The sequence below is a fragment of the Roseomonas indoligenes genome, assembly GCF_017813365.1.
Taxonomy (GTDB): domain Bacteria; phylum Pseudomonadota; class Alphaproteobacteria; order Acetobacterales; family Acetobacteraceae; genus Roseomonas; species Roseomonas indoligenes.
In genome coordinates, this window is record NZ_JAGIZA010000033.1 from 1 (window position 1) to 23,513 (window position 23,513).

Annotated in this window: 17 protein-coding genes; 8 read left to right on the forward strand and 9 right to left on the reverse strand. The window is 69.9% G+C overall.

What is annotated here, in order from left to right:
* The first annotated feature begins 889 nt into the window (after positions 1-889).
* On the forward strand, positions 890-2,566 hold the full coding sequence (locus J5Y10_RS26095; RefSeq protein WP_209377074.1) for a hypothetical protein: 1,677 nt from the start codon (positions 890-892) through the stop codon (positions 2,564-2,566).
* Between the two features lie 141 nt (positions 2,567-2,707).
* On the opposite strand, the gene J5Y10_RS26100 is transcribed toward J5Y10_RS26095, so the two are convergent.
* From J5Y10_RS26100 to J5Y10_RS26130, 7 genes are all read right to left on the reverse strand, one after another.
* Positions 2,708-3,238: a hypothetical protein gene (locus tag J5Y10_RS26100; protein ID WP_209377075.1), complete on the reverse strand. Its 531-nt coding sequence runs from the start codon at positions 3,236-3,238 to the stop codon at positions 2,708-2,710.
* A 55-nt stretch (positions 3,239-3,293) separates the two neighbouring features.
* On the reverse strand, positions 3,294-4,793 hold the full coding sequence (locus tag J5Y10_RS26105) for an FAD-binding oxidoreductase (RefSeq protein WP_209377076.1): 1,500 nt from the start codon (positions 4,791-4,793) through the stop codon (positions 3,294-3,296).
* An 18-nt stretch (positions 4,794-4,811) separates the two neighbouring features.
* Positions 4,812-6,464: a thiamine pyrophosphate-binding protein gene (locus tag J5Y10_RS26110; protein WP_342453029.1), complete on the reverse strand. Its 1,653-nt coding sequence runs from the start codon at positions 6,462-6,464 to the stop codon at positions 4,812-4,814.
* On the reverse strand, positions 6,461-7,438 hold the full coding sequence (locus J5Y10_RS26115) for a Bug family tripartite tricarboxylate transporter substrate binding protein (protein WP_209377077.1): 978 nt from the start codon (positions 7,436-7,438) through the stop codon (positions 6,461-6,463). The genes J5Y10_RS26110 and J5Y10_RS26115 overlap by 4 nt, the downstream gene beginning before the upstream one ends.
* Before the next feature lie 77 nt (positions 7,439-7,515).
* Positions 7,516-9,174 carry an acyl-CoA dehydrogenase family protein gene (locus J5Y10_RS26120; protein WP_209377078.1) on the reverse strand — a complete coding sequence of 553 codons (1,659 nt, stop codon included), beginning with the start codon at positions 9,172-9,174 and terminating at the stop codon, positions 7,516-7,518.
* Between the two features lie 4 nt (positions 9,175-9,178).
* Complete coding sequence (locus tag J5Y10_RS26125) at positions 9,179-10,396, reverse strand: CoA transferase (RefSeq protein WP_209377079.1); 1,218 nt, start codon at positions 10,394-10,396, stop codon at positions 9,179-9,181.
* Positions 10,396-13,005 (reverse strand): 2-oxoglutarate dehydrogenase E1 component, encoded by a 2,610-nt coding sequence (locus J5Y10_RS26130; protein WP_209377080.1) that lies wholly within the window; start codon positions 13,003-13,005, stop codon positions 10,396-10,398. Before J5Y10_RS26130 ends, J5Y10_RS26125 begins: the two co-directional genes overlap by 1 nt.
* 166 nt (positions 13,006-13,171) lie before the next feature.
* On the opposite strand from J5Y10_RS26130, the gene J5Y10_RS26135 reads away from it, so the two are divergent.
* The 7 genes from J5Y10_RS26135 (at position 13,172) to J5Y10_RS26165 (ending at position 22,081) form a co-directional block, all read left to right on the forward strand.
* Positions 13,172-14,116 carry a LysR family transcriptional regulator gene (locus J5Y10_RS26135; RefSeq protein ID WP_209377081.1) on the forward strand — a complete coding sequence of 315 codons (945 nt, stop codon included), beginning with the start codon at positions 13,172-13,174 and terminating at the stop codon, positions 14,114-14,116.
* Positions 14,117-14,201: 85 nt separating this feature from the next.
* Entirely contained in the window at positions 14,202-15,107 is a 906-nt protein-coding gene (locus tag J5Y10_RS26140) for a LysR family transcriptional regulator (RefSeq protein WP_209377082.1), read from the forward strand.
* A gap of 142 nt (positions 15,108-15,249) precedes the next feature.
* The gene (locus J5Y10_RS26145) at positions 15,250-16,365 is read left to right on the forward strand and encodes a TRAP transporter substrate-binding protein (protein ID WP_209377083.1); all 1,116 of its coding nucleotides are present in this window, start codon (positions 15,250-15,252) and stop codon (positions 16,363-16,365) included.
* Complete coding sequence (locus J5Y10_RS26150) at positions 16,362-16,988, forward strand: TRAP transporter small permease subunit (protein ID WP_209377084.1); 627 nt, start codon at positions 16,362-16,364, stop codon at positions 16,986-16,988. The genes J5Y10_RS26145 and J5Y10_RS26150 overlap by 4 nt, the downstream gene beginning before the upstream one ends.
* A complete protein-coding gene (locus tag J5Y10_RS26155) occupies positions 16,985-18,349 on the forward strand; it encodes a TRAP transporter large permease (protein WP_209377085.1) in 1,365 nt (454 codons plus the stop codon). Before J5Y10_RS26150 ends, J5Y10_RS26155 begins: the two co-directional genes overlap by 4 nt.
* 79 nt (positions 18,350-18,428) lie before the next feature.
* Positions 18,429-20,456: a hydantoinase/oxoprolinase family protein gene (locus J5Y10_RS26160; protein ID WP_209377086.1), complete on the forward strand. Its 2,028-nt coding sequence runs from the start codon at positions 18,429-18,431 to the stop codon at positions 20,454-20,456.
* On the forward strand, positions 20,456-22,081 hold the full coding sequence (locus J5Y10_RS26165; protein ID WP_245215118.1) for a hydantoinase B/oxoprolinase family protein: 1,626 nt from the start codon (positions 20,456-20,458) through the stop codon (positions 22,079-22,081). Before J5Y10_RS26160 ends, J5Y10_RS26165 begins: the two co-directional genes overlap by 1 nt.
* Here J5Y10_RS26165 and J5Y10_RS26170 read toward each other — a convergent pair.
* Complete coding sequence (locus J5Y10_RS26170) at positions 22,078-22,461, reverse strand: YybH family protein (RefSeq protein ID WP_209377087.1); 384 nt, start codon at positions 22,459-22,461, stop codon at positions 22,078-22,080. The two genes, J5Y10_RS26165 and J5Y10_RS26170, sit on opposite strands and share 4 nt — an antisense overlap.
* On the reverse strand, positions 22,458-23,447 hold the full coding sequence (locus J5Y10_RS26175; protein ID WP_209377088.1) for a Bug family tripartite tricarboxylate transporter substrate binding protein: 990 nt from the start codon (positions 23,445-23,447) through the stop codon (positions 22,458-22,460). Before J5Y10_RS26175 ends, J5Y10_RS26170 begins: the two co-directional genes overlap by 4 nt.
* Positions 23,448-23,513 lie beyond the last annotated feature (66 nt).

A 23,513-nucleotide genomic window follows, 5' to 3' on the forward strand; every position in this document is an offset into this window, starting at 1 on the left:
GCACCGATCATCGCGACGCGCATTGAATTCCCCTGCGGATGAGGGCCGCCAAAGCCCTGTCCAGACCTCCCTATCCCACCACCACGCCCCCGACCATAGCCCCCATCTCGCAAGTGCAAAAAATCGCGCAGGGCCGTCGCCGTATTTTCGCCGGGAAGGGATTGATCGCTCCGGTTTCCGTTTGCCGGGAATGGTTGGCGCGAAGTCCTGACGCGGCGTGCGCCGGCCTGAACCAATACCTCCGATCGTCGGTTATCCAGCCTCGCTTATCCACGACCATGTCGGGCGCCGGCTCACTCAGGCCAGGGACGAGTCCGCAAGTCCTGAGCTTCGCCTAAGCTCGGCCTTCGCTGCCGAACGTCTCTGCCGGTTATCCGTCTCTTCAGAAATGGGCCTGTGGACTCAACTTCAGCGGTCTAGAGGCAGTTCTGCAGACGGGGCTGACTTTGATTTTGGGGTGGTTGAAACGGCCCATGTGACACAACGATGTCCTAAATTCCCCGACAACTCCGGGCTGAAACGCGATCTTTGAATAACCATGAGCCGAAAGTGATCTGCAGTGGCGGCTGGGTGCCGTATGCCCAGTTCGAGCAGACCGGTCGGAAGGTGATCTTAGCCAAAACTTCGCGCTTCACACTTGGCCTGGCAGTATTGATGACGTAGGCTCAACCTACTCTGCAACACTGTCCCGAGGTAGCTGGGGTGATCCGTACCGAGGGGTTTGCCGTTGCGTGCCCCCTCCCAAATGACGACTGGCGGGTAATCGCTTCCGATCGAAGCCACCGTTCGGTTGGGGCTTCACGACCGTCAGGATGAATGCCGCGCAACTTGTGTCGCCAAGCACTGATATGCCTCGTCCGTGTTCTACCTGATACTACAGGAATGTCGAATGGATCTGATCGACCCGCGGAAGCAAATGGCGCAACTGCTTGAAGAAGCTGAAGCGCTTTCCGTAAAGTTCAGCGAAGTCCATGGTGGATTGGTAAACCTGCTTCATCAGGCGAAAATCGATTCGGAGGAAGCTGCCGGCCCTGCGCACGAAACGTCTTCTGCGGTGATGGTCGGGGCGGAACTTTCGGCAGCGAACGAAAAGATCCGGGATCTCGAAGCCAAGCTCACTGAACAGGCGGAAACCCTCGCTGCTCTCCAGGCAGAGGACGCCCGCCGAGCGGCTTCGCTTCAGCTGCGCTTCAATGAGCTCGCGACACTCACTGCCATGCTGGAAGATATCCGGTTGTCGCCTTCAGGCGATGATGGGCAGTCGGTAAGCGCCTCTTCCCCGCAATCGACGCCAGCGCGCGGGAGCGGTGTCTCGGATCAGGGGGAGGATGCCACTCGCTTGGCCGGCAACCCCGATGGAACGCCACTCAAACCCGAGCAAGGTTCCTCGGCGACGTCTCAGGCCAAGGCCAAGGTGTCGTCGGCGAAGGCGTCTAAGTCTGAAAGGGAGAAGGGCAGCAAAGGCGGAAAGCAGGACGGCACGAAGAAGTCGCCGAAGCCAGAGGCGCAAGGGACGATCGCCCTCGCGGCGTCCCTCCCGGCGCAGGATGAAAGCGCATCGGGTGCTGTCTGGCACATGTGCGATCTGCGGACGGATTCGCTGCTGGCGACAGTCGTGCTGAACCACGTCCTGATCGAAAGGTCCGGCGGAGTTCCGGCGAGGGTCTGGAATGCGTTTGGAGTTGAGGCCGTCGGCTTCAACTGGCAGATCCGTCGCCTCATCCTCACAGACGCTGGCGCCCTGAGCGACGCGACGCCAAGCGCGAATTCAGTCCTTTTCGTCTATGGACTACAAGTACTCAGGGAGATCCTTGAGGCTAAACCGCTTTCCGGATTGCGCCTCCGGGTTGTTGTCGGCCAGAAACAGGAGCGTGACGAGGCTGCCGAACTCCTGCAGAGGGCAGGACTGTCCGGCGAGGTCTTCGTGCTGGACCGGCGTATGTTCTCCATACAGGACGCCGCACTTCGGAGCGATAGCTGGCCCGCGGCTCTGCACGTCGGGCTCTTCACCGATCAGAAGGCGAAGCTGCAGCCCCCGATCGAGCGCGTGGGCCTTTCCCTCCAGGGTCGTCGGCCGACGCAGCGGGACGAAGATCTCATCACCTATGTCCGGGAAGGTTTGAGTCACCCGCTGATCGTGCTGGCACCGGAGGAGGAACGGGAACGGCTGCTGCAGCTTGGGGCGGAGGTCGTCACGATCGACCGATCCCGGGACTTCTACAAAGATTTTTTCCGGAGAATCGGGACCCTGGTGGATTGGCCAGCCCGCCTCGATGAAATGCAGATCACCTCCGCCGCCGGCCAGGCATTGCAGAGGGAAAGGCTCGCGGCCGTCCTGACCTCGGAGAATTATCTTCTTCCGGGCGTTTCGACTTTTCAGGATCGCAATGACCTGCTCGTCTTCCTCCAGGAAGTAACTTCTTCACCGGATCGGTACGAGCGCGCGAGAGAGAAATCGATGCTGGATGTCTCGGACGCCTTAGGTCATGGTTTTCACCTGGGGCGATTAGGATACGCCACGAAGTCCAGGGCTGCCGTTCTGCGTGACCAGCAAGCTGGCGAGTAGAGAGCCCAACAGGCGCCTTCACCTCCTGGACTTCTTCTGTAGGTGAAAAGCGGTGCTGACGTGGATGGTGGGTATGGGTGCGGTCGTTCCCATTCCACGGGCGGCGCCGTCCCTGGCCTGGGCGGTCGCGCGACGTATAGGTCATTCATGGCCAAGCGCAGTTCTCAAGGAAGAGCCTCGGCGGACAGCTTCCAATTCTGCGCGGCTTTGTCGCTGGATTGACCGATTTTCCGGCCTGATATTGGTTCGGACCTGCTGGAGGCGCTCGGGCAATGAGCTTTTCCGGGGCGCGATGGTGACCACCAGCCCGACCTGCGTGCCGAAGCGCTGCAGGGACTTGCTGCCTCTCACCGGCATCGGGATATTGCGCCCCCGGCAGTAGCGCAGCAGCGCCGCTGCGAGTTCCGGCCCGGACCAGTCCATGGATAGCCGCTCGGGGGATAGCCGCTCGGGGGATAGCCGCTCGGGGGATAGCCGCCCGGCCTCCCTGTCCGAGGCGTCCGGCAGGATCGACAGGCGGAAGGTGACTGCGCTGCCCGGTTCGGTGTCGAGGGCGGCGGCCTCGGTGATCTGCCCGGGGGGCAAGGGGCGTCCGCGCGAGCGCGCGAACAGGCTCACCGCCTCGACGATCTCCGCGGAGGAGAAGATGATGTGGCGCAGCTCTGTGGGCATCGCTGTTGAATGCCGGAGTTCCGTGAAGGCCCAGTAAAAATCCCCAACCCGGATCTCAGGGCATGCGGTGCAATGCGGCGGGCGGCAGCATCTTCCCGGGGTTCATCAGGTTCATCGGATCGAAGCACTGCTTCAGCCGCGCCATCATCTCGATCTCGACCGGGGCCTTGTAGCGCCCCACCTCCTCCAGCCGCAGCCGCCCGATCCCGTGCTCCGCCGTGATGGAGCCGCCGAGAGAGGCGACGATGTCGTGCACGATCCGGTTCACCTCCGGCAGCCGCGCCGCCCATTCGGCTGCCGGCTCGCCCTCGGCCTGTACCGGATTGTAGTGGATGTTGCCGTCCCCGAGATGCCCGAAGGCGAAGGAGCGGATCCCCGGGAAGCGCCGCGTCAGCGCCGCATCCGCCTCCGCGATGAAGCGGTCCACCTGCGAGACGGGCACGGAGACGTCGTGCTTGAACGAGGCACCCTCCAGCCGCTGGCCCTCCGGCGTGCCCTCGCGGATGCGCCACAGAGCCGCGGCCTGCTCAGCGGACGCGGCGACCGTACCGTCCAGCAACTCCGCAGCCTCCAGCCCTTCCTCAAGCACGCGAAGCAGGCGGGCTGCCAGATCCTCCTCCGTCCCCTGGCCCGACAGCTCTGCCAGCAGGTACCAGGGATAGGCCTGCGCCAGCGGGTCCTGCACCCGGGGGCTGTGCTTCGCCGCGATCTCCAGGCAGCGGCGCTCCATCAGTTCCATGGTGGTGATCGTCTCGCCCAGCGCGGCCTTCGCCCGACGCAGCCAGGCCACCGCATGCCGGGGCGATGGGGTGGCGAGGAAGGCGGTCACCGTCGCCTCCGGCCGCGGCAGCAGCCGCAGCGTGGCCCCGGTAATGATGCCGAGCGTCCCCTCCGCCCCGATGAAGAGCTGCTTTAGGTCGTAGCCCGCATTGTCCTTCCGCAGCCCGCGCAGACCGTCCCACACCCGCCCATCCGGCAGCACCACCTCCAGCCCCAGCACGAGGCCGCGCGCCGTGCCGTAGCGGATGGCCTGCAGCCCGCCGGCATTGGTGGAGAGGTTGCCGCCGATCTGGCAGCTTCCCTCCGCGCCAAGGCTCAGCGGAAACAGCCGGCCGGCCTCCGCCGCCGCTTCCTGGATCACCTGGAGAACGACGCCGGCATCGACGGTGATCGTGTCGTTGTCGAGATCCATGCCGCGGATCCGGTTCATCCGCGCGGTGGAGAGCACGATCTCCGAATCATCGGCGTGCGGCTGGCCGCCGCCCGTCAGGCCGGTGTTCCCGCCCTGCGGCACCACGGGCGTGCGAGTGGCGGCGCAGATCGTCATCACCGCCGCCATCTGCGCCGTATCCGCCGGCAGGACCACGGCGGGAACGCGGCCCGCCCAGTTGTCGCGCCAGGCCACCATATGCGGCTGCATGGCGCCGCGGTCCGTGATCAGGCCGCGTTCCCCTACCACCTTGCGGATCGGCTCCAACACCTCCCGCGCGAAGCGCCCGGGGTCGCGGAGCAGCCCGGTTCCCACGGGGTCGGCAACCACCGGCTGGGCCGTCATGGCCAGGTCCTCTCTCATTCAGCGCGGCCCCGGCTTCGGCAGGATGGCCTGGACGCTTGTCTCGACGATAATGAACTGCGGCCCGGGATCCGCGATCAAAGCGGGCAGACGGTCCAGCTCCGCCACGCTGCGGATGCGCGTCACCGGGAAGCCGTAGGCCTGCCCCATCAGCGCCAGATCCGGGTTCCGGAAGGAGGTGCCGGAGACGCGGCCGGGATATTGCTGTTCCTGGTGGATGCGGATGGAGCCGTAGATCCCGTTCTCCGACAGCACGACCTTCAGCGGCAGCCCGCGCTCCAGCGCGACCGCCAGCTCGCTGCCGGTCATCAGGAAGCCGCCATCACCCACGAGGCAGACGGTGGTGCGCCCCGGTTCCCGCAGCCCCGCCGCCACGGCCGCCGGCACGCCGAAGCCCATGGCTCCGGAGATGGGGGCGAGAAGGCGCTGCGGCGGCGTGAAGGGAACCACGCGATAGACCGGAGCCCCGAAGGTCCCGGCATCGACGGTAACGATGGCATCCGCCGGCAGGCAGCGCCCGATCGCGTCCACGGCGAGCTCGAATGGCACGCCGTCCGTCACCTCGAAGGCGCGCGGCGCGGCGATTCGCCGGCGCTCCTCCCCCAGCCGCGCGGTCCAGCCCTCCCGCGACGGCAGCGGCGCATCCGGGGTGCCGATGGCGTCGAGCAGGGCAGGGACGGGGCAGGCGATCGCGAGGTCGCAGCCGAAATGCGTGCCGATCACCGCCGGATCGGCATGGACATGCACCAGCGCCTGCTCCGGCCGGACCAGTCGGGGGAAACTGTAGCCCTGGGTGGTGATGTCGGACAGCCGCGCGCCCAGCACGACAATCCGGTCCGCCTCCCGCAGCACCGCCATCTGCCGTTCCGGGTTGGAAAGGCCGAGGTCGCCCGCGTAGAGGCGGTGCCCGTTGGGCAGCAGGTCCTGGCGCCGGAAGGAGACGAGGGACGGAAGGTTCCAGGCCTCCAGGAACCCGAGCAGCGCCGCGCGCCCGTCCTCCCCGGTGATGCCGCTGCCGGCGATCACCAGCGGCCGCTCTGCCGTGCGGAGCATCTCCCGCAGGGCGAGGAGGGATGCGGCGTCCGGTGCGGCACGCACCGGCGCCTGCGGCGGGACGGAAACCGGCTCGCAGGCCGCCGTCAGCACGTCCTCGGGCACGGCGATCACCACGGGGCCGGGCAGGCCTGTGGTCGCCACCTGCAGGGCGCGGAGCATGGTCTCACCCACGCGATCCGGATCGGTCAGCTCCGCCGTCCACTTGGCGATGCCGCCGAACATCCGGCCGTAGTCGATCTCCTGGAAGGAATCGCGGCGGACATCCCGCTTCGCGACCTGCCCGATAAGGAGGATGAGGGGCACGCCGTCCTGCTGCGCCGTGTGCACGGCGATGGCGGCGTTGCTCGCCCCGGGCCCGCGGCTGACGAGGACCACCCCGGGACGGCCGGTGAGCCGCGCATCCGCCAGGGCCATGAAGCCGGCGCCTGACTCGTGCCGGCAGACCACCGTGTCGATCGCCGCGTGCCCATGCAGCGCGTCCAGCAGGCCGAGATAGCTCTCCCCGGGCACGCAGAAGACCCGGTCGATCCCGTGGTTCCGCAGGGCAGCGACGATCGCCTGCCCGACGGTCATTGCCCCGTCCGTTTCGGGCGTCACTCCGCCCGCGTCCCCGTCACGCGCACGATCTCGCCCCAGCTCTCGTAGTCACGCCGGAGGATCTGCCCGAACTTCTCCGGCCCCGCCGGATCCACCACGGCGCCAAGATCGGTGATGGTCTTCCCGAAGGCGGGGTCGGCCAGCAGGCCGGACAACTCCCGGTCCAGCCGGGCCACGATGGCGGGCGGAAGGCCGGCGGGGCCCAGCAGGCCGAGCCAGGCACCGCCCTTCACCGCGGGGAAGCCGGCCTGCGCCGTGGTGGGCACGTCCGGCATCACCCCCACGCGCTCCGCCGTGCCCACGGCGATCGGCCGCACCTTGCCGTCCCGCGCGAAGGGCATGGTGCCGATCAGCGTGTCGAAGGTCAGGTCCACGCGGCCGGCAACGATGTCGGTCAGCGACTGGGCGGTGCCGCGATACTGCACCTGGGTCATCCGCACGCCCGTGGAATGCGCCAGCATTGCCATGAGCAGCTGCGAGGTGGAGCCGTTGCCGGTGGTGGCATAGGTCACGGAATCCGGGTCCTTCCGCGCCTTCTCCACCACGTCCCGCAGGTTGGTGAAGCCGGTGTGCTGCCCGGCGACGAGAAGGTAGGGCAGCTGCACGAGCTGCCCGATGGTGGTGAAGTCCACCCGCGGATCGTAGCCGACATTCGGGTAGATATGCGGGTTGATGGCCTGCGGGGCGGAGGCGCCAACGGTGATGGTGTACCCATCCGGCGTGGACCGCGCGACATAGGCGGCACCGATCGAGCCGCTCTGCCCAACGCGGTTGTCCACCACGAAGCGCTGCCCGAGCGTGCGGGAGAAGCGGTCCGCCACCAGCCGCGCGACGGAATCCGTGGCCGTGCCGGGTGGGAAGCCGACGATGATGCTCACCGGCTTGCTCGGCCAGTCGTCCGCGCGGGCGAGGCGGGGGGCGGCCAGGGCCAGCGGCGCCGCGAGCAGGCCGCGCCGGGTCGGCGAAAGGGCCATGGGACAGTCTCCTCCTGATGGGATGCACGCCGCCCGCCGGTTGATCCGGCGGTGCGGCCGATGGTCAGTTCACGGGATCAGTTCACGCGGCCGAGCAGCCCGCGCGCGATCACCTGGGCCTGGATCTCCGCCGCGCCCTCGAAGATGGAGAGGATGCGCGCGTCGCAGAGCACCCGGCTGATCGGGTACTCGATGGCGTAACCGTTGCCGCCATGGATCTGCAGCGCCGCGTCCGCGTTGCTCCAGGCCACGCGCGCGGCCAGCAGCTTCGCCATTCCCGCCTCCATGTCGCAGCGCTGCCCGGAATCCTTGGTGCGCGCGGCGAAGTAGGAGAGCTGGCGCGCCATCATCGTCTCGGCTGCCATCCAGGCCAGCTTCGCGTGGACGCGCGGGAAGTGCAGGATCGCGCGGCCGAACTGCTCGCGCGAGGTGGCGTAGGCGATGCCCAGCTCCATTGCGTTCTGCGCGACGCCCAAGGCCCGCGCGGCGGTCTGGATGCGCGCGCTCTCGAAGGTCTCCATCAGCTGCTTGAAGCCCTGCCCCTCCACCCCGCCCAGCAGGGAGGAGGCGGGCACCTCGAAGCCGTCGAAGCCGATCTCGTACTCCTTCATCCCGCGATAGCCGAGCACGGGGATCTCCGCCCCGCTCATGCCCGGGGCAGGGAAGGGGTCCGCCTCCGTGCCGCGCGGCTTCTCCGCCAACAGCATCGACAGGCCCTTGTAGCCGGAGCCCGGCGCGCCCGTGCGGACCAGCAGCGTCATGAGGTCGGAGCGCGAGCCGTGGGTGATCCAGGTCTTGGCGCCGTAGATTCTGTAGACATCGCCCTCCAGCACGGCGCGGGTGCGGAGGTTGCCGAGGTCCGACCCCGTGTTCGGCTCCGTGAAAACAGCGGTCGGCAGGGTCTCGCCGGAGGCGAGCCGGGGAAGCCAGCGCGCCTTCTGCTCCTCCGTGCCGCCGAGGCGGATCAGCTCCGCCGCGATCTCGGAGCGCGTGCCGAGCGAGCCGACGCCGATATAACCGCCGCTCAGCGCCTCCGAGACAAGGCACATCGCCACCTTGCCGAGCCCGAGGCCGCCATACTCCTCCGGGATCGTCAGGCCGAAGACGCCCATCTCGGCCAGCTTGCCCACGAGTTCGGCGGGGATCAGCTCGTCGCGCTGGTGCCAGCCCTGGGCATGAGGCGTGACCTCGGCGGCGGTGAAGCGCAGGAACTCGGCGCGCGTCGCCTCCAGCGCCTCGTCATCGAGCCCGAGGGCGCCATACCGGCCCTCGACCAGGGCCTCGGCCAGCGCCAGCCGCGCCGCCTCCAGCCCAACAGGGCTGGAAAGTCGGGCCAGGACCGGCTCGGCCAGGAAGCGCGCCACCGCCTCGGGCGGGATGCCGAGATCGGCGGGGCGCACCGCCTCCACCTGGCTCATCGGGATGCCGCCGGCGAGCTGGGCCAGGTACTCGGCGAAGCCCAGCCGCAGGATCGCCGTCTCCGTCGCGCCGAGGCCGCAGGAGCCGGCCAGGCCCTCCGCCCAGCGCAGGGTCTGCCGTAGGGCCTCGACATAGGCCGCCTGCCAGGCCAGCCCGTGCAGGGCGAACTGGTGCCGATCCATCAGCGCGGAGTCCGGCTTGCCCGCCGGCGCCACCGTCGCGGCCACCGCGCGGCGCCCCTCCTCGAAGAGCCGCTCCGCCGCCGCGAGGGCAGCGCCGTAGTCTGATAGCGCGATGTCGTTCGTCACGGCGTTCATGGCGTCAGCCTTCCTTCGGGCCGGCGACGATGCCGGCGTCATGCAGCTTTCCGATCGCGGCGGCGGAGAGGCCGAGAACCTCCGCCAGCACCGCGTCGCTGTGCTCGCCCAGGCGCGGCGCGGGGGAGGGGGCCGGGCGCGGCGTGCCTGAGAAGGCGAGCGGCACGGCAGGGGCCAGGATGCGGCCCACGCCGGGCTGCTCGATCTCCGCGAACATCGGGTTGGCCGCCGAGACCCGCGGATCATCCCGCACGAGCTGCCCGAAGTCCTGGTAGGGACCCCAGAGAATGCCGCTGCCCTCCAGCAGCCCGGCGATCTCGGCCAGGCTGCGCCGCGCGAACCATGGGGCGAGCACGGCGGCGATGGCGTGCCGCGCCTCGTAGCGCCCGCCCTCCTCGTCCAGGTTCACGTCCAGCATGGGGCCGATCATCGCCAGCTTCCCGGCCAGCCCCGTCACCTTGCCGATCGCCCGCCACTGCCGGTTGGAGATGGCGACGATCATCACACGGCGCCCGTCGGCGGTGGCGAAATCGCGCCCGAAGGCGCCGTACAGCTCGTTGCCCATGGGCGGGCGCACCGCCCCGTTCACCTGCACGTCCGCCACGTAGCCGAGGTTCGCGACCGAGGCGAAGGCCACGTCCGCCAGGGACAGCACCACCTCCTGCCCCCGCCCGTCCCGCCGCCGCGCCCGTTCCGCGGAGAGGAGGCCGGTGGCGAGATAGAGCCCCGCCGCGATGTCCCAGGCGGGCAGCACGTGGTTCACCGGCTCCTCGCCGCGCCCGGTCGCTGTGGGAAAGCCCGCCGCGCAGTTCACCGTGTAGTCCACGGCGCCCGAACCGTCGGGGTTGCCGATCAGCCGCAGCATGATGAGGTCCGGCCGCCCCGCGGAGAGCGCGGCATGGCTCATCCAGCCGCTGGCCGGCAGGTTCGTCAGCAGGATGCCCGCATCCTCCCCGCCCGCGCAGATCAGGGCGCGGGCGATCTCCTGCCCCTCCGGCTTGTTGAGGGCCAGCGCGACGGAGCGCTTCGCCTTGTTCAGCCCGGTCCAGTAGAGGCTGGTCCCCTCGGCTGAGAGCGGCCAGCGGCGATAGTCGATATTGCCGCCGATGGGATCGATCCGGATCACCTCGGCGCCCAGCTGCGCCAGCGTCATCCCCCCGATCGGCGCCGCGATGAAGGCGGAAACCTCGACAACCCGCAGGCCGGAGAGCGGTGCCGCCATCAGGCCGCCCTCGTCTCATGGGCAGAAGGGGCGCGGGCGACCGGCGCGGCGGCGAAGGCGCGCTCCACGATCGCCGCCTGGTCGGCGTCATGATCCCCGTGGAAGCTGCCGGCGGGGGAGGGTGATTCCGGGCGGGCGACGAGGCCCGGCCGGGGTTCGGAGAGCCCCGCCGCTGTGGCCAGCGCCTCCAGCCGGCGGTCGATCCAGGTCCAGGCGCCCATGTTCTCCGGTTCCTCCTGCACCCAGGTGATGCGGGCTCCCGGCCAGCGACGCAACAGGGCCGTCAGCTCCTCCGCCGGAAGCGGATAGAGGCGCTCGAGCCGCAGCACCGCCACGCCCTCCGCCCCGCGCCCCGCGCGCTCCTCCAGGTCGTAGGCGATCTTGCCGGAGCAGAGCAGCACCGTGTGGACCGGCCCAACCGGGACGGTTGCGACCACCGGCCGGAAGGCGCTGCCCGGCAGGAAATCGGCGAGCGGCGAGACGGCCGCCGGCAGCCGCAGCAGCCGCTTCGGCGCGATCACCACCAGCGGCCGGTCGTGCAGGCCTAGCGCCTGCTCCCGCAGCAGGTGGAAGTAGTTCGCGGGGGTGGAGGGGTTGGCAATCCGCATGTTGTCCCGCGCCGCCAGCTGCAGGAAGCGCTCGATCCGCGCGGAAGAGTGCTCCGGTCCCTGGCCCTCCAGCCCGTGCGGCAGCAGCACGACGAGGCGGGACGGATCGCACCACTTCTCCTCGGCGGCAGCGAGGAACTGGTCGATCACGATCTGCGCCCCGTTGGCGAAGTCGCCGAACTGCGCCTCCCAGATGACCAGCGCCTCCGGCCGTTCCAGGCTGTAGCCGTACTCGAAGCCGAGCACGGCATATTCGGAAAGCGGGCTGTTATGGACCTGGAAGCGCGCCTGCCCGGGTGAGAGCCGATCCAGTCCGATATGCCGCTCCCCCGTCGCGGAATCGAGGAGCGCGAAATGGCGGTGGGAGAAGGCGCCGCGCGCCACGTCCTGCCCGCTCAGCCGCACCGGGACGCCCTCCAGCACGAGGCTGCCGAAGGCCAGCGCCTCCGCGGTGGGCCAGGCGATGCCGCCCTCCTCGATCGCGCGCTGCCGGAGGATGCGGCCCATGCGCGGGTGCAGCGCCGCGCCGCCGGGCGGCTCCGCGAGGGTGGCGGCGATGCGGGACAGCACCTCGCCCTCCACTCCCGTCTCCGGCCCACGCGGGGCGGGGCGGGGGGGATAGCCGCTCTCGTTCAGGCGGAAGCCGGCAGCGTCCTCATAGGCGGCCTGCAGCCGGGCGCGGCAGGCTTCCACCATGGCGTCAACCGCGGCCTCGTCCGTCACGCCCTGCCGCACCAGCGCACTGGCGTAGCGGCGCGTCACGGGCGTGTGCTCCGCGATGCGGGCGTAGAGCTGCGGCTGGGTGAAGCCGGGCTCGTCGATCTCGTTGTGGCCGTTGCGGCGGTAGCAGACGAGGTCCACCACCGCGTCGCATCCCTGCGCGTGCCGCCAGGCCACGGCGATGTCGGCCGCGCGGCACACGGCGGCCGGATCGTCGCCGTTGACGTGCAGGATGGCGCTGTCCACGGCCTTCCAGCCGCCGGTGCAGTGGCGGGAGGTGCGGGCCTCATGCGCCTCGGTCGTGAAGCCGATCCCGTTGTTGACGACGAGGTGCACCGTGCCCCCCGTGGAGTAGCCAGCAGGCCCGGCGAGCTGGATGCACTCCGCCACTACGCCCTGGCCGATCACCGCCGCATCCGTGTGGATCACGATCGGCAGCACGCGGGCCTTGCCCTCCTCGCCCAGCGCCTCCTGCGCGGCGCGGGCGCGGCCGAGGACCAGGGGATCCACCGCCTCGAGGTGCGAGGGGTTGGCGAGGAGCGTGACGCGGATGCTGCGCTCCCCGAAGGTCAGCACCGTGTCGTGGCCGAGGTGATAGGGCACGTCGCCCGCGCGCGGCGTGTCGGCAGGGAAGGGATGGGCGTTCTTGATCTCCGCCATCAGCCGCGTGGGGGAGCGGCCGAGCACGTTCGTCATGATGGACAGGCGGCCGCGATGCATGGTGCCGATCACCGCCCGCTTCACCCCGCTCTCCGCCGCCCGCTCCAGCACGCGGGTCAGCAGGGGAATGAGCGCCTCCGCCCCCTCCGCGCCGAAGCGTTTCTTCGTGGGGAAGCGGCGGCCCAGGAAGCCCTCGAACTCCTCCGCCGCCACCAGGCCGCGCAGGATGTCCAGCGGCTGCGCCGGCTCGGGCAGGCCGTCGCCCCGCTCCACCGCCGCACGCAGCCACTTCCGGCGGGCATCGTCGTCGATATGCGCGGATTCCGCCGTCAGCGTCCCGGCATAGGCCGCCCGCAGCGGCTCCAGCCGCGCATCCACCGGTTCGGCCGGGGGGGCGAGAGGATCGAGTGCCGCGATCAGGTGCCCACGGTCCCGCAGGGCCGCATCCCGCAGCGCCGCCTGCTGACCGGAGGTGCCATCGGCGGCCGGGACGCCCACCTCGGCCAGCACCTGGAACAGCACGCGCCAGCCCGGCTCGACCGAGGCGGGATCGCTGTCGAAGGCGGCCTGCATGGCCGCCAGATACTCGTAGCTGACGCCGGACAGCGGTGAGGAAGGCATGGGCGGGGTTTCCACAGGGTCGGTCTCTCCCGCCCATGCTCCGGGCCGGAGCGGAGGGCATCGGGACACCTCGGCCTCAGGATACCAGCGAACGTGATGGTCGGGACCGCCTGATCGTAATAAGAGCTATTACCTCGGCGACATGGCTGGCGGGGAGGGCGTTCCGGTGGAGTTCCACGAGATCCGCAGCTTCCTCGAGGTTGCCGCCGCGGGAAGCTTCTCCCGTGCCGCGGTCCGGCTCGGCATGACCCAGCCCGCGCTGAGCCGGCAGATCGCCAGGCTTGAGGCCGATCTCGGGCGGGAGCTGCTCTACCGCCATGGGCGCGGGGTGATGCTGACCGATGCCGGGCGGCGATTCCTGGAGGTCTCGCAGAACGCCACGCAGCAACTCGCCGCCGTGCGAGCCGAGCTGGCGACGGGAGCTTTGGACCTTGTGGGCGGCGTGACCCTGGGCATGCCGCCCTCGCTCTCCGCCAGCATGGGCGCCGACCTCGCGCTGCGATTCGGATCGCGGCATCCCGAGGCAAGGCTCCGTATCCGCGAGGCCTTCAGTGCGATCCTGCTGGAATGGACGGAGGCCGCAAGGCTGGACCTCGCGGTGCTCTACAACGCCCGGAACAGCCCCCACCTCATCGCCACGCCGCTGCTGCTGGAAGACTTCTTCCTGATCGAGCCGATCACGCCCGGTCCCCCGGAGCCGGTGCCGCTCTCCTTCCTCGAAGGGCAGGAACTCGTTCTTCCCGGCCCGGAAAACGGTCTCCGCCGCGTGCTGGACGCCGCCTGCGCCGCGGAAGGCGTGCGGCTGCGCGTCCGGATGGAGGTGGATTGCGTCCCGGCCCTGAAGCAGCTGGTCGAGCGCGGGGTCGGCTCCACCGTGCTGCCCTTCGGTGCCGTCCACCGGGAGGTGCGCGAGGGCCGGCTGCGCGCGAGGCCCTTCCGCTCGGCCGCGATGCGGGCGCTGCTGGTGATCGCCACGCCCGCCAACCGCCCGGTCACGCCCCTGGTGCGGGCCGCGATCCTGGCTGTGCAGGAGGAGGTGGAGCGGCTGGTCCCGCTGGACGTGCTGCGGGGCGCCACGCGCGCCCCGGACGGATCCACCCTCGAGCCCTGATTTCCGAGAGGAGGGCGCCGCCCCTTGAGCCCCGCCGTCCGCCATCCGACCATGCGGCAACACCCCGGCACCGGAGTTCCCCCGCTTGGTCGATTTCCGAAGCCTGGAGGTTTTCTACTGGGTCGCCACCCTCCAGAGCTTCGGCCGCGCGGCGGAGCGCCTCTACACCACCCAGCCCGCCGTCTCCCAGCGCATCGCGGCGCTGGAGGAGGAGTTCGGCGGCCGCCTGCTGGAACGCACCGGCCGCGCCGCCACCCCCACTCCGAAGGGCCGCCTCCTGCTGGAGCACGCGGACCGGCTGCTGCGGCTGCGGACGGAGATGATGCGCGCCGTTGCCGGCCCGGGCGGCGAGAGCGGCGTCGTCCGTCTCGGCGTGTCCGAGACGGTCGCGCAGACCTGGCTACCGGACTTCATCGAGCGGGTGAGTCGCGCGCATCCGCAGGTGACCTTCGACATCGAGGTGGAGCTGACGCCGCGCATGAAGGCCAGCCTGCTGCGCCAGGAGCTGGACCTCGCCTTTCTCGTCGGCGGGATCGCGGAGCAGGACTTCGTGGACATCCCCCTCTGCGCCTTCCCGCACTGCTTCGCCGCCAGCCCGCGCCTGGGCCTCGGGCCCGGCCCTGTCACGGCGGAGGCAATGGCGAACCACGCTTTCGTCACCCACCCCCGGAACACGGCGAACTACGGCTACCTCGTCCAGGCCTTCCGGGAGAGGACGATGCGCACGCCGCGCATCCACGTCTCCTCCTCCATCGCAACCATCATCCGCATGGCGGTGGACGGGATCGGCATCAGCGTGATCCCCGCCGAGGTCATGCAGCCGGAGTTGGCGCGGGGCGAACTGCGCCTGTTGGAAGCGGACCTGCTGCTGCCGCCCATCCGCTTCACCGCCACCTATCGCACCGCCCCGGACTCTATCCTGATCCCCACCCTTGCCCAGGTCGGCGTCGAAGTGGCGCAATCCTATGCAGAGACCCATAAGCTGGCGTGATGGACATCCGTTCGGATTGACGATTTGATCCTTATGGCCGGGCAGGCTCGACTATGCCGGCCAAGCAGGGATCGCCCGCCAGAAGGACGGCCCCGCCCCGCCAGAGCCACGGCCCGCCACGAAACCTGGAGGACCGAGACGCATGATCCGCAGCACCACCCCCCGCGCCCAACGCGCAGGGTTCCTGCCCCGCGCCGTCATGGCGTCCCTCGCCGCCCTCCTGGCCGCGGCCGGCCCCGCCGCGGCCCAGATGCCGGACAGCCTGGCCGCCGGCCCGGCCGTGCGCATGTCCGCCGTGACCCAGCCCCTTCCAACCATGCCGCAATACACGCGGGTGGACGTACCCTATCTGCGGGACATGCTGGCCCAGCGCACGAACAACCGCCTGACGATGCAGCTCTCCTCCCACGCGGAGCGGAACCTCGGCGGCAACGAGATCGTGCGCCTCGTCCGCTCCGGGCAAGCCGATATCGGCGCCGGCACCCTCTCCACCCTCTCCGGCGACGTGCCGATCCTCGACGGCATCGACCTCGCCGGCCTGTCGCCCGACATCGAGCAGGCGAAGAAGATCGCCGACGCCATCCTGCCCGCCGCCAACCGCGACCTGGAACGCTTCGGGGTGCGGCTGATGGTGATCTATCCCTTCCCGGCGCAGGTCCTGTTCTGCCGGCAGCCCTTCACCACGCTATCGGACCTACGCGGCCGCAAGATCCGCACCTTCGGCAACTCGTTGAACGACCTCATCTCCACCATCGGCGCCCAGCCCGTCTCCATCGGCTTCCCCGAGGTGTATTCCGCGCTGGAGCGCGGCGTGGCGGATTGCGCCGTGACCGGCACGGGCAGCGGCGCCGCCGCGCGCTGGCCGGAGGTGTCCACCCATATCTCCGACCTGCCGCTTTCCTGGTCCCTGGCCGGCTACATGGTGAACCTCGCCTGGTGGAACCGGTTGGACCCGGCGGTGCGGACCTTCATGGAAGGCACTTTCCGCGAGATGAACGACAAGCTCTGGGACCTCGGCCGTATCGCCACGGATGACGGCATCGCCTGCGACACCGGCGTGGCCGCGGACTGCAAGCTGCACCCGCTCGCCGCCCGCCCGATGACGCTGGTGCGCGCAACCCAGGCAGACCGGGAGCTGGTGACGAACACCTTCCGCACGACGATCCTGCCGAACTGGGTCGGCCGTTGCGGCGCGCGCTGCGGCGAGGTGTACAACCAGATGGTCGCCCCCATCGGCGGCGTGGAGTACCGCCGTTGAGCGGAACCATCCCCGCGCCCCTCCGGGCGGCGCGGGGCCTCACCCGTGGCGTATCGGCGGTGGCGACCGTCATGGCCTATCTGGCCGGCTGGAACTACGTGGCCTGCGCCGCCCTCATCACCTTCGACGTCGTCGGGCGCAGCCTCTTCGGCATCTCCTCTTCCGCCACGGTCGAGATCTCCTCCTACATGCTGGCCTGCGGCATCGCCTGGGCCCTGGCGCATACCCTGGCCCGGCGCGCCCATATCCGCGTGGATGTACTGGTGAACCGGATGCCGCTGGCCTGGCGGGCCCGGCTGCACGTTCTCTCCCTGGCCTTCCTCGCCCTCTTCGCCGGCTTCGTCGCCTGGGCGGGCTGGCAGGTCTTGGACGAGTCCATGATGTTCGACGCGCATGATAACAGTGCGCTGCGCATCCCCATGGACATACCCCAGGGCATCTGGGCCTTCGGCCTGCTCGCCTTCCTGGCAATGACGCTCGTGCTGCTGCTGGAAGCCGTCCTCGCCCTCGTCTTCGGGCTGCCGGAGGAGGTGGACGCGCTGCTCGGATCACGATCCGTGGACGACGAGACGCAGGAGGCGCTGGAGGCCGTGGCCATGGCGCGGGAGGAGCACCCGGCATGATCGCCATCGTCTTCCTCCTCGCCCTGCTCGGCGTCCTTGTCTTCGCGGCCGCCGGCACGGGCCAGTCCCTGCCCATCGCCGAGATCCTCGGCCTCATCGCCGTCTTCATGGTGTTCTTCGGTTGCGGCGTCCATGTGGCGGCCGTGCTCGGCATTCTCGCCGTGCTCACCGGCCTGCTCTTCTCCGACCGCCCCTTCTGGCTCTTTGCCGGCCAGACTTTCTGGGGACCCTCCAGCAACTTCGTGCTGATCGCCGTGCCGCTCTTCCTCCTAATGGGCGAGATCCTGCTGCGCGCCGGCCTCTCGGACCGTCTCTACCGCTCGCTCAACGTCTGGCTGAACCGGCTGCCCGGGGGGCTTCTGCACACCAACATCGCGTCCTGCGCGCTCTTCTCCGCCATCTCCGGCTCCTCGGTCGCCACCGCGGCCACCATGGGTTCCGTCGCGCTGCCCTACTTCAACGACACGAAGTACAGCCAGCGCATGGTGCTCGGCTCGCTCGCCGCCGGCGGCGCCATGGGCAACCTCATCCCGCCCGGCATCACCTTTATCGTCTACGGCCTGATCACCGAGACCTCGGTGGGCGCCCTCTACGTTGCGGCCATCCTGCCGAGCGTTCTCGTCACGGCCCTCTTCATCGGCGTCATCCTCTGGCACGGCATCCGCAACCCGCTGGAGAAGCCGCCGCCGGTTCCCCTCTCCGTCAAGCTGCGCTCTCTCATCGGGCTGATCCCCACGATCGCGCTCATCGTCATGGTGCTCGGCTCGATTTACGGCGGCTACGCCACGCCGACCGAAGCCGCGGCGCTCGGCGTCGCGGGCTCGCTCTTCTTCGCGGCGATCGAGCGCAAGCTCACCTTCGCCATGCTCAACGCCTCCGCCGAGGCCACCGCGCGCAACACGGCTCTCCTCGGCCTTATTATCCTCGGCGCCTACCTGCTGAACTACATCCTCACGCTCATCAACGTGCCCCAGGCGCTGGCGGAAGTGATCTCCCACCTGCCGGTCCCGCCCTGGGCCATCATGCTCGCCATCATCGGCATGTACTTCGCCCTCGGCACCTTCATGGAGGGCTTCTCCATGATCATCACCACCGTGCCCGTGGTGTTCCCGATCGTCGTCGCCCTCGGCTACGACCCAATCTGGTTCGGGGTGGTGGTGACGATGCTGGTGGAGATCGCCCAGATCAGCCCTCCCGACGGCACCGTGATGTACGTCCTCCAGGGCATGCGCCCGAAGGGCGGCCCGATTACGGACGTCTTCGCCGGCGTCATGCCCTTCCTCCTCGCCTACCTGATCGCGGTCGGCCTGCTGCTGATCTGGCCCGCCATCGCCCTCTGGCCGCTCCGCTTCATGAGCTGAGCAGCCGCCCCTCCGAGACGCCCTGTCGGCGCCCTTCCCGGGCGCGACGCCCCCACCTTGCCCGGAGTTCCCCATCCCCATGGAACCCTTCATCCGGATCGGCATCGACATCGGTGGCACCTTCACCGACCTGCAGATCCTCGACGAGCGCAACGGCGCGCTCCGCAGCCTGAAGACGCCGACCACGCCGGAGGACCCCTCCATCGGCCTGCTCACCGGCATCACGGAGGCCGTCGGCCGCTTCGGCTTTGCCCTGCACGACATCCGCCTGCTGCTGCACGGCACCACCATCGCCACCAACGCGGTACTGGAGCGCCGGCTGGCAAAGGGCGTGCTGCTGACCACCGCGGGCTTCGAGGACGTGCTGGAGATCGGCCGCCACGGCCGCCGCGACATCTATGGCCTTCGCCCGCACAAGGAGCCGCCGCTGATCCCCCGCGACCGCCGCCTCGGCCTGCCCGAGCGCCTGCGGGCGGATGGCAGCGTGGAAACCGCGCTGGACGCCGCCGCCATCGCCGCCATCCTCCCCCGCCTCGCGGCACTGGGCGCGGAATCCGTCGCCGTTTGCCTCCTCCACGCCCATGTGAACCCTGCGCATGAGCGGATCGTGGCGGAAGCCATGCGCTCCACAGGCCTGCCCGTTTCCCTCTCCTCCGATATCAGCCCCGAGATCCGGGAGTACGAGCGCTCCTCCACCACCGTGCTGAACGCGCTGCTCATGCCCGTGGTGGGGAACTACCTGGACCGGCTGGAGCACCGCATGGCCGAGGCCGGCATCGTCGGTCGTCTTCTCCTCGTGCAGTCCAACGGCGGCGTGTGCAGCCCGGAGGTGGCGAAGCGCCAGCCCGCCCGCCTGCTTCTCTCCGGTCCCTCCGGCGGCGCCCTCGCCACCCTCCGCATGGCGGAAAGCCTCGGCCGCCCCAACCTCCTGGGCGTGGACATGGGCGGCACCAGCTACGACGTCTGCGTGGTGCGGGACAGCGCGGTGACCCTGATGACCCAGGGCGAGATCGACAACCTGCCCGTGCGCCTGCCCATGGTGGAGATCCGCACCATCGGCTCCGGCGGCGGCTCCCTCGCCTCGGTAGACGAGGCGGGGCGCCTCCGCGTCGGCCCGCGCAGCGCCGGATCGCGCCCCGGTCCCGTCTGCTACGGCCGCGGCGGCACGGAGCCGGCGGTGACGGACGCCAACATCGCCCTCGGCCGCCTGGACCCGCGCTTCTTCCTCGGCGGCGCCATGGCGCTGGACCAGGAGGGATCGCGCCGCGCCATCGCCGCGAAGGTCGGCGCGCCGTTGGGCCTACCCATGGAAGGCGCCGCGGAAGGCATGCTGGCCGTGACCGACACCAACCTTGCCGCCGCCGCCCGCCTCAGCCTTTTCGAGAAGGGCCTCGACCCCCGCGACTTCGCCCTCCTCTCCTTCGGCGGGGCAGGCGGCCTGCACGCCGTGCCGGTGGCGGAGGAGCTGGGCATCACCGAGGTCGTCTTCCCCGCCGATGCCAGCACCTTCTCCGCCTTCGGCATCCTGCACTCCGACATCGTCCACGACCTCGCCCGCTCCCGCGTTATGCCGCTGGACGAGTCCGCGCTGCCCTGGATCGAGGAAGCCACGGCCGCCCTGCGCCAACAGGGCGAGACGCTGCTGGGCGCGGACGGCGTGCCGGAGGCGGACCGCCGCTACGCCGTCTCGGCCGACCTGCGCTACCACGGCCAAGCCTTCGAGCTGGTGGTGCCCTGGCCCGCCGCGCCCGACCTCGCCGCGTTGCTGGAAGCCTTCCACGCCCTGCACGCCGCGCGCTTCTCCTACTCCAACCCCGGCGCGCCGGTGGAACTGGTGGCCCTGCGCATGGCCGTGACCGGCGTCCTGCCGAAGATCAGGGCCACCCGCGCATCTGGCCTCGGCGCGGAGCGCGTGCCGGAGCCGCGCGAAATCTGGCTCGGCGGCGCTTGGCGCACCGTGCCCGTCCACCAGCGCGAGAGGATCGAGGGACCGGTCGCCGGACCCGCGCTGGTAGAGGAGGAGTACACCACCATCCTCGTCACCGAGGGCTGGAGGCTTTCGCCCGGCCCCGAAGGCACCCTGATCGCCCGCAAGGAGGCCGTCTGATGGACCCCGTCGCGCTCGAGATCCTCCGCAACGCCCTCACCGCCGCCGCGGCGGAGATGGACGTGACGGTGTGGCGCACCAGCCGTTCCACCGTGGTGCGGGAGCTGCTGGACTATTCCACCGCCATCTTCGACGCCAATGGCGAGAACATCGCCCAGGCCGCGCGCATCCCGCAGCACCTCAACTCCATGGGCGCCGGGCTGCTGACCGTGCTGCGCGACCACATGCCTGCGGAGCGGTGGCGGGATGGCGACGTCGTCATCACCAACGACCCCTATTGCGGCGGCCAGCACATCCCGGACATCCTGGCCTTCCGCCCCGTCTTCCTGGACGGCGTCCGCGTCGCCATCGTCGGCACCCTCTGCCACCATCTCGACATGGGCGGCATGGCGGCCGGCTCCTATGCCGCCGCCGCGACGGAGGTGTTCCAGGAAGGGCTGCGCATCCCGCCGCTGAAGCTGGTGAAGGCGGGCGTGCTGGACGAGGACATCCTGGCGATGATGCGCCAGAACGTCCGCCGCCCGGAGATGCTCTGGGGCGACCTGCAGGCCCAGCTCGCCTCGCTGGCGGTAGGGGAGGGCAACATCCGCCGCCTGGCCGAGCGCACGGGCGTCGCGGCCTTCGTCGATGCCTGCGCGCGGATGCTGGACGGCAGCGAGCGCGCGATGCGCGCCATGATCGCCCGCATCCCCGATGGCCGCTACGAGTTCGAGGACTTCCTCGACAACGACGGCATCTCGGCCGACCCGATCCGCATCCATGCCGCGGTGGAGGTGCATGGGGAGGAGATCACGGTGGACCTCTCCGGCTGCGGCAAGCAGGCGGTGGGGCCGGTCAACGCCACCCTCGCTTCCTCCTCCTCCGCTGTCTCCTACTGCATCATGGCCGTCGCGGACACGGAGATCCCCGCCAATGCCGGCTGCTACCGTCCCATCCGCACGATCGCGCCGGAAGGGCTGATCGTGAACGCCCGCCACCCCGCGCCGGTGGCCAACCGCGTCGCCGTCACGCACCGGCTGGCCACCACCATCCTCGGCGCGCTGCACCAGGCCATCCCCGGCCGCGTTCCCGCCGCCTATTACGGCGTCTCCTATGTCTGCTCCTTCCAGACCATCAAGGAGGACGGGGAGCGCGGCGTGCTGGTGGAGATCGAGGTGGGCGGCAGCGGCGCCTACGACGATGCGGACGGATTGTCCGGCTACACCTTCGGCATGCACAACAACTTCAACATCCCCGCGGAGATGATCGAGAGCGAACTGCCGCTCACCGTCACCGCCTACGGCCTGCTTCCCGGCTCCGGCGGCGCGGGGCGGCACCGCGGCGGGCTCGGCCTGTTCCGGGAATGGCGGATCGACAGCGCGGAGGCGATCTTTACCGCCAACCTGGAGCGTTTCACCCACCGCCCCTACGGTCTGGAAGGCGGAGAGCCCGGGCGCGAAGGCCGCCTCTTCGTCACCCGTGAGGGGGAGCGCACCGCCTATGGATCCAAGGTGAACAACCTGCGCCTGCGCCGCGGCGACGTCGTGCGGCTGGAGACCTCGGGCGGCGGCGGCTACGGCAGTCCCGAGACGCGCAGCGAGGCGGCGCGACAGCGCGACACGGCCCTCGGCTACGTCGCGGCCTAGCCGGGCATCGGCGAGCTGTGGAAGGCGGCGATGCGCCAAGCGCCATCCCTGCACAGCAAGGTCAGGCTGAGGCGCAACGGCAGGACCGTTCCATCCGCCCCCACGCCCGGCCCGACTGTCCAGGCGCCGGAGATGAGGGCCACGGTGTCGGACACGGCAAGGCTGGTGCCGCTGCTCCACCGCGCCGCGCGCTCCCCCGGCGCGCGCCGCCCGACCGGCGCGAAATAGGCGTGCACCGCCTCCGGCCCGGTCGCCAGCCCGATCATGGTCGTGCCCCAGACGAGGGCATCCGGCCAAAACAGGTCCAGGATGCCCTCGACATCCGCGGCGGTGAAGGCGGCCAGGAAGCCGTCCAGCACCGCCCGCGCGTCCCCCGTCATTCCGGTTTGATGTTCCGCCGGCGGATGAGCTCGCCCCACTTGCTCCGCTCCCCCGCCGCATAGGGCGCGAACTGCTCCGGCGTGCCGCCCACGGGATCGATGGCCAGCGGCTCCAGCCGCGCCTTCGTCGCCGCGGAGAGCATGATCCGCCGGGACTCCTCCGACAGCCGCTGAAGCACCGGCTGCGGCGTGCCCGCCGGCGCGAAGAAACCGAAATCCGTGCTGGCGCGGTAGCCCGGATAGCCCAGCTCCGCGATCGTCGGCACGTCCGGCGCCTGCGGGCTGCGATCCGCGCCGGAATAGCCCAGCGCGAGCAGGGTGCGATCCCGCAGGTAGGGGATAGCGGTGACAGAATCGACGAAGGAGAGCGTCGTCTCCTTCGCGATCACGGCCTGCACGCCCGCGGCACCGCTGCGATAGGGCACGTGCAGCCACTGCACCCCCGCCATCTCCTGCAGCAGCTCAGGCCCGAGGTGATTGGCCACGCCAGATCCCGCCGAGGCGAAGCTGAGCCGGCCGGGCTGCGCGCGGGAGGCATCGATCAGGGCCGCGAGCGTCTTGTAGGGCGAGTTCGGCTCGACACAGAGGAACATCGCGTTCGAGGCCAGCAGGCCGATGGGCGCGAAGGCCGTGTCGTTGTCGTAGGAGAGCCGCTCATACATGGCCGGCGCCATGGCGAAGGTGCCGTTCGGTACCACGCCGAGCGTGTAGCCATCCGGCCGGGCACGGGCGAGATAGGCCATGCCGACCGTCCCGCTGCCACCCGCGCGGTTGTCCACCACGAATTGCTGGCCGAACGCCGCGGAGAGTTCCTGCGCCAGCATCCGCGCGATGAAATCCGTGGATCCGCCGGGCGAGAAGGGGACCATGACCGCCACCGTGTGGTTCGGCCAGGGCGCCTGGGCCCGCGCGGAGGTCAGGGGCAGGGACGCGGCACCCGCCAGGGCCGGTGCGGCCCGAAGCAGGCCTCTGCGGTAAAGTGTCATGCGTTCTTCCTCCGATGTTGGCCCGTCCGTCGTGCCGGCGGGTGGCTGGTCTTCGCCCGGGCAACT

Excerpts from the sequence above, each read along its gene's own strand:
- J5Y10_RS26125 (WP_209377079.1), bottom strand. The coding sequence starts at position 10,396 with ATGGCGGCACCGCTCTCCGGCCTGCGGGTTGTCGAGGTTTCCGCCTTC.
- J5Y10_RS26100 (WP_209377075.1), bottom strand. The coding sequence starts at position 3,238 with ATGCCCACAGAGCTGCGCCACATCATCTTCTCCTCCGCGGAGATCGTC.
- J5Y10_RS26130 (WP_209377080.1), bottom strand. The coding sequence starts at position 13,005 with ATGCCTTCCTCACCGCTGTCCGGCGTCAGCTACGAGTATCTGGCGGCC.
- J5Y10_RS26160 (WP_209377086.1), top strand. The coding sequence starts at position 18,429 with ATGGAACCCTTCATCCGGATCGGCATCGACATCGGTGGCACCTTCACC.
- J5Y10_RS26120 (WP_209377078.1), bottom strand. The coding sequence starts at position 9,174 with ATGAACGCCGTGACGAACGACATCGCGCTATCAGACTACGGCGCTGCC.
- J5Y10_RS26095 (WP_209377074.1), top strand. The coding sequence starts at position 890 with ATGGATCTGATCGACCCGCGGAAGCAAATGGCGCAACTGCTTGAAGAA.
- J5Y10_RS26175 (WP_209377088.1), bottom strand. The coding sequence starts at position 23,447 with ATGACACTTTACCGCAGAGGCCTGCTTCGGGCCGCACCGGCCCTGGCG.
- J5Y10_RS26170 (WP_209377087.1), bottom strand. The coding sequence starts at position 22,461 with ATGACGGGGGACGCGCGGGCGGTGCTGGACGGCTTCCTGGCCGCCTTC.
- J5Y10_RS26155 (WP_209377085.1), top strand. The coding sequence starts at position 16,985 with ATGATCGCCATCGTCTTCCTCCTCGCCCTGCTCGGCGTCCTTGTCTTC.
- J5Y10_RS26115 (WP_209377077.1), bottom strand. The coding sequence starts at position 7,438 with ATGGCCCTTTCGCCGACCCGGCGCGGCCTGCTCGCGGCGCCGCTGGCC.
- J5Y10_RS26105 (WP_209377076.1), bottom strand. The coding sequence starts at position 4,793 with ATGACGGCCCAGCCGGTGGTTGCCGACCCCGTGGGAACCGGGCTGCTC.
- J5Y10_RS26145 (WP_209377083.1), top strand. The coding sequence starts at position 15,250 with ATGATCCGCAGCACCACCCCCCGCGCCCAACGCGCAGGGTTCCTGCCC.
- J5Y10_RS26165 (WP_245215118.1), top strand. The coding sequence starts at position 20,456 with ATGGACCCCGTCGCGCTCGAGATCCTCCGCAACGCCCTCACCGCCGCC.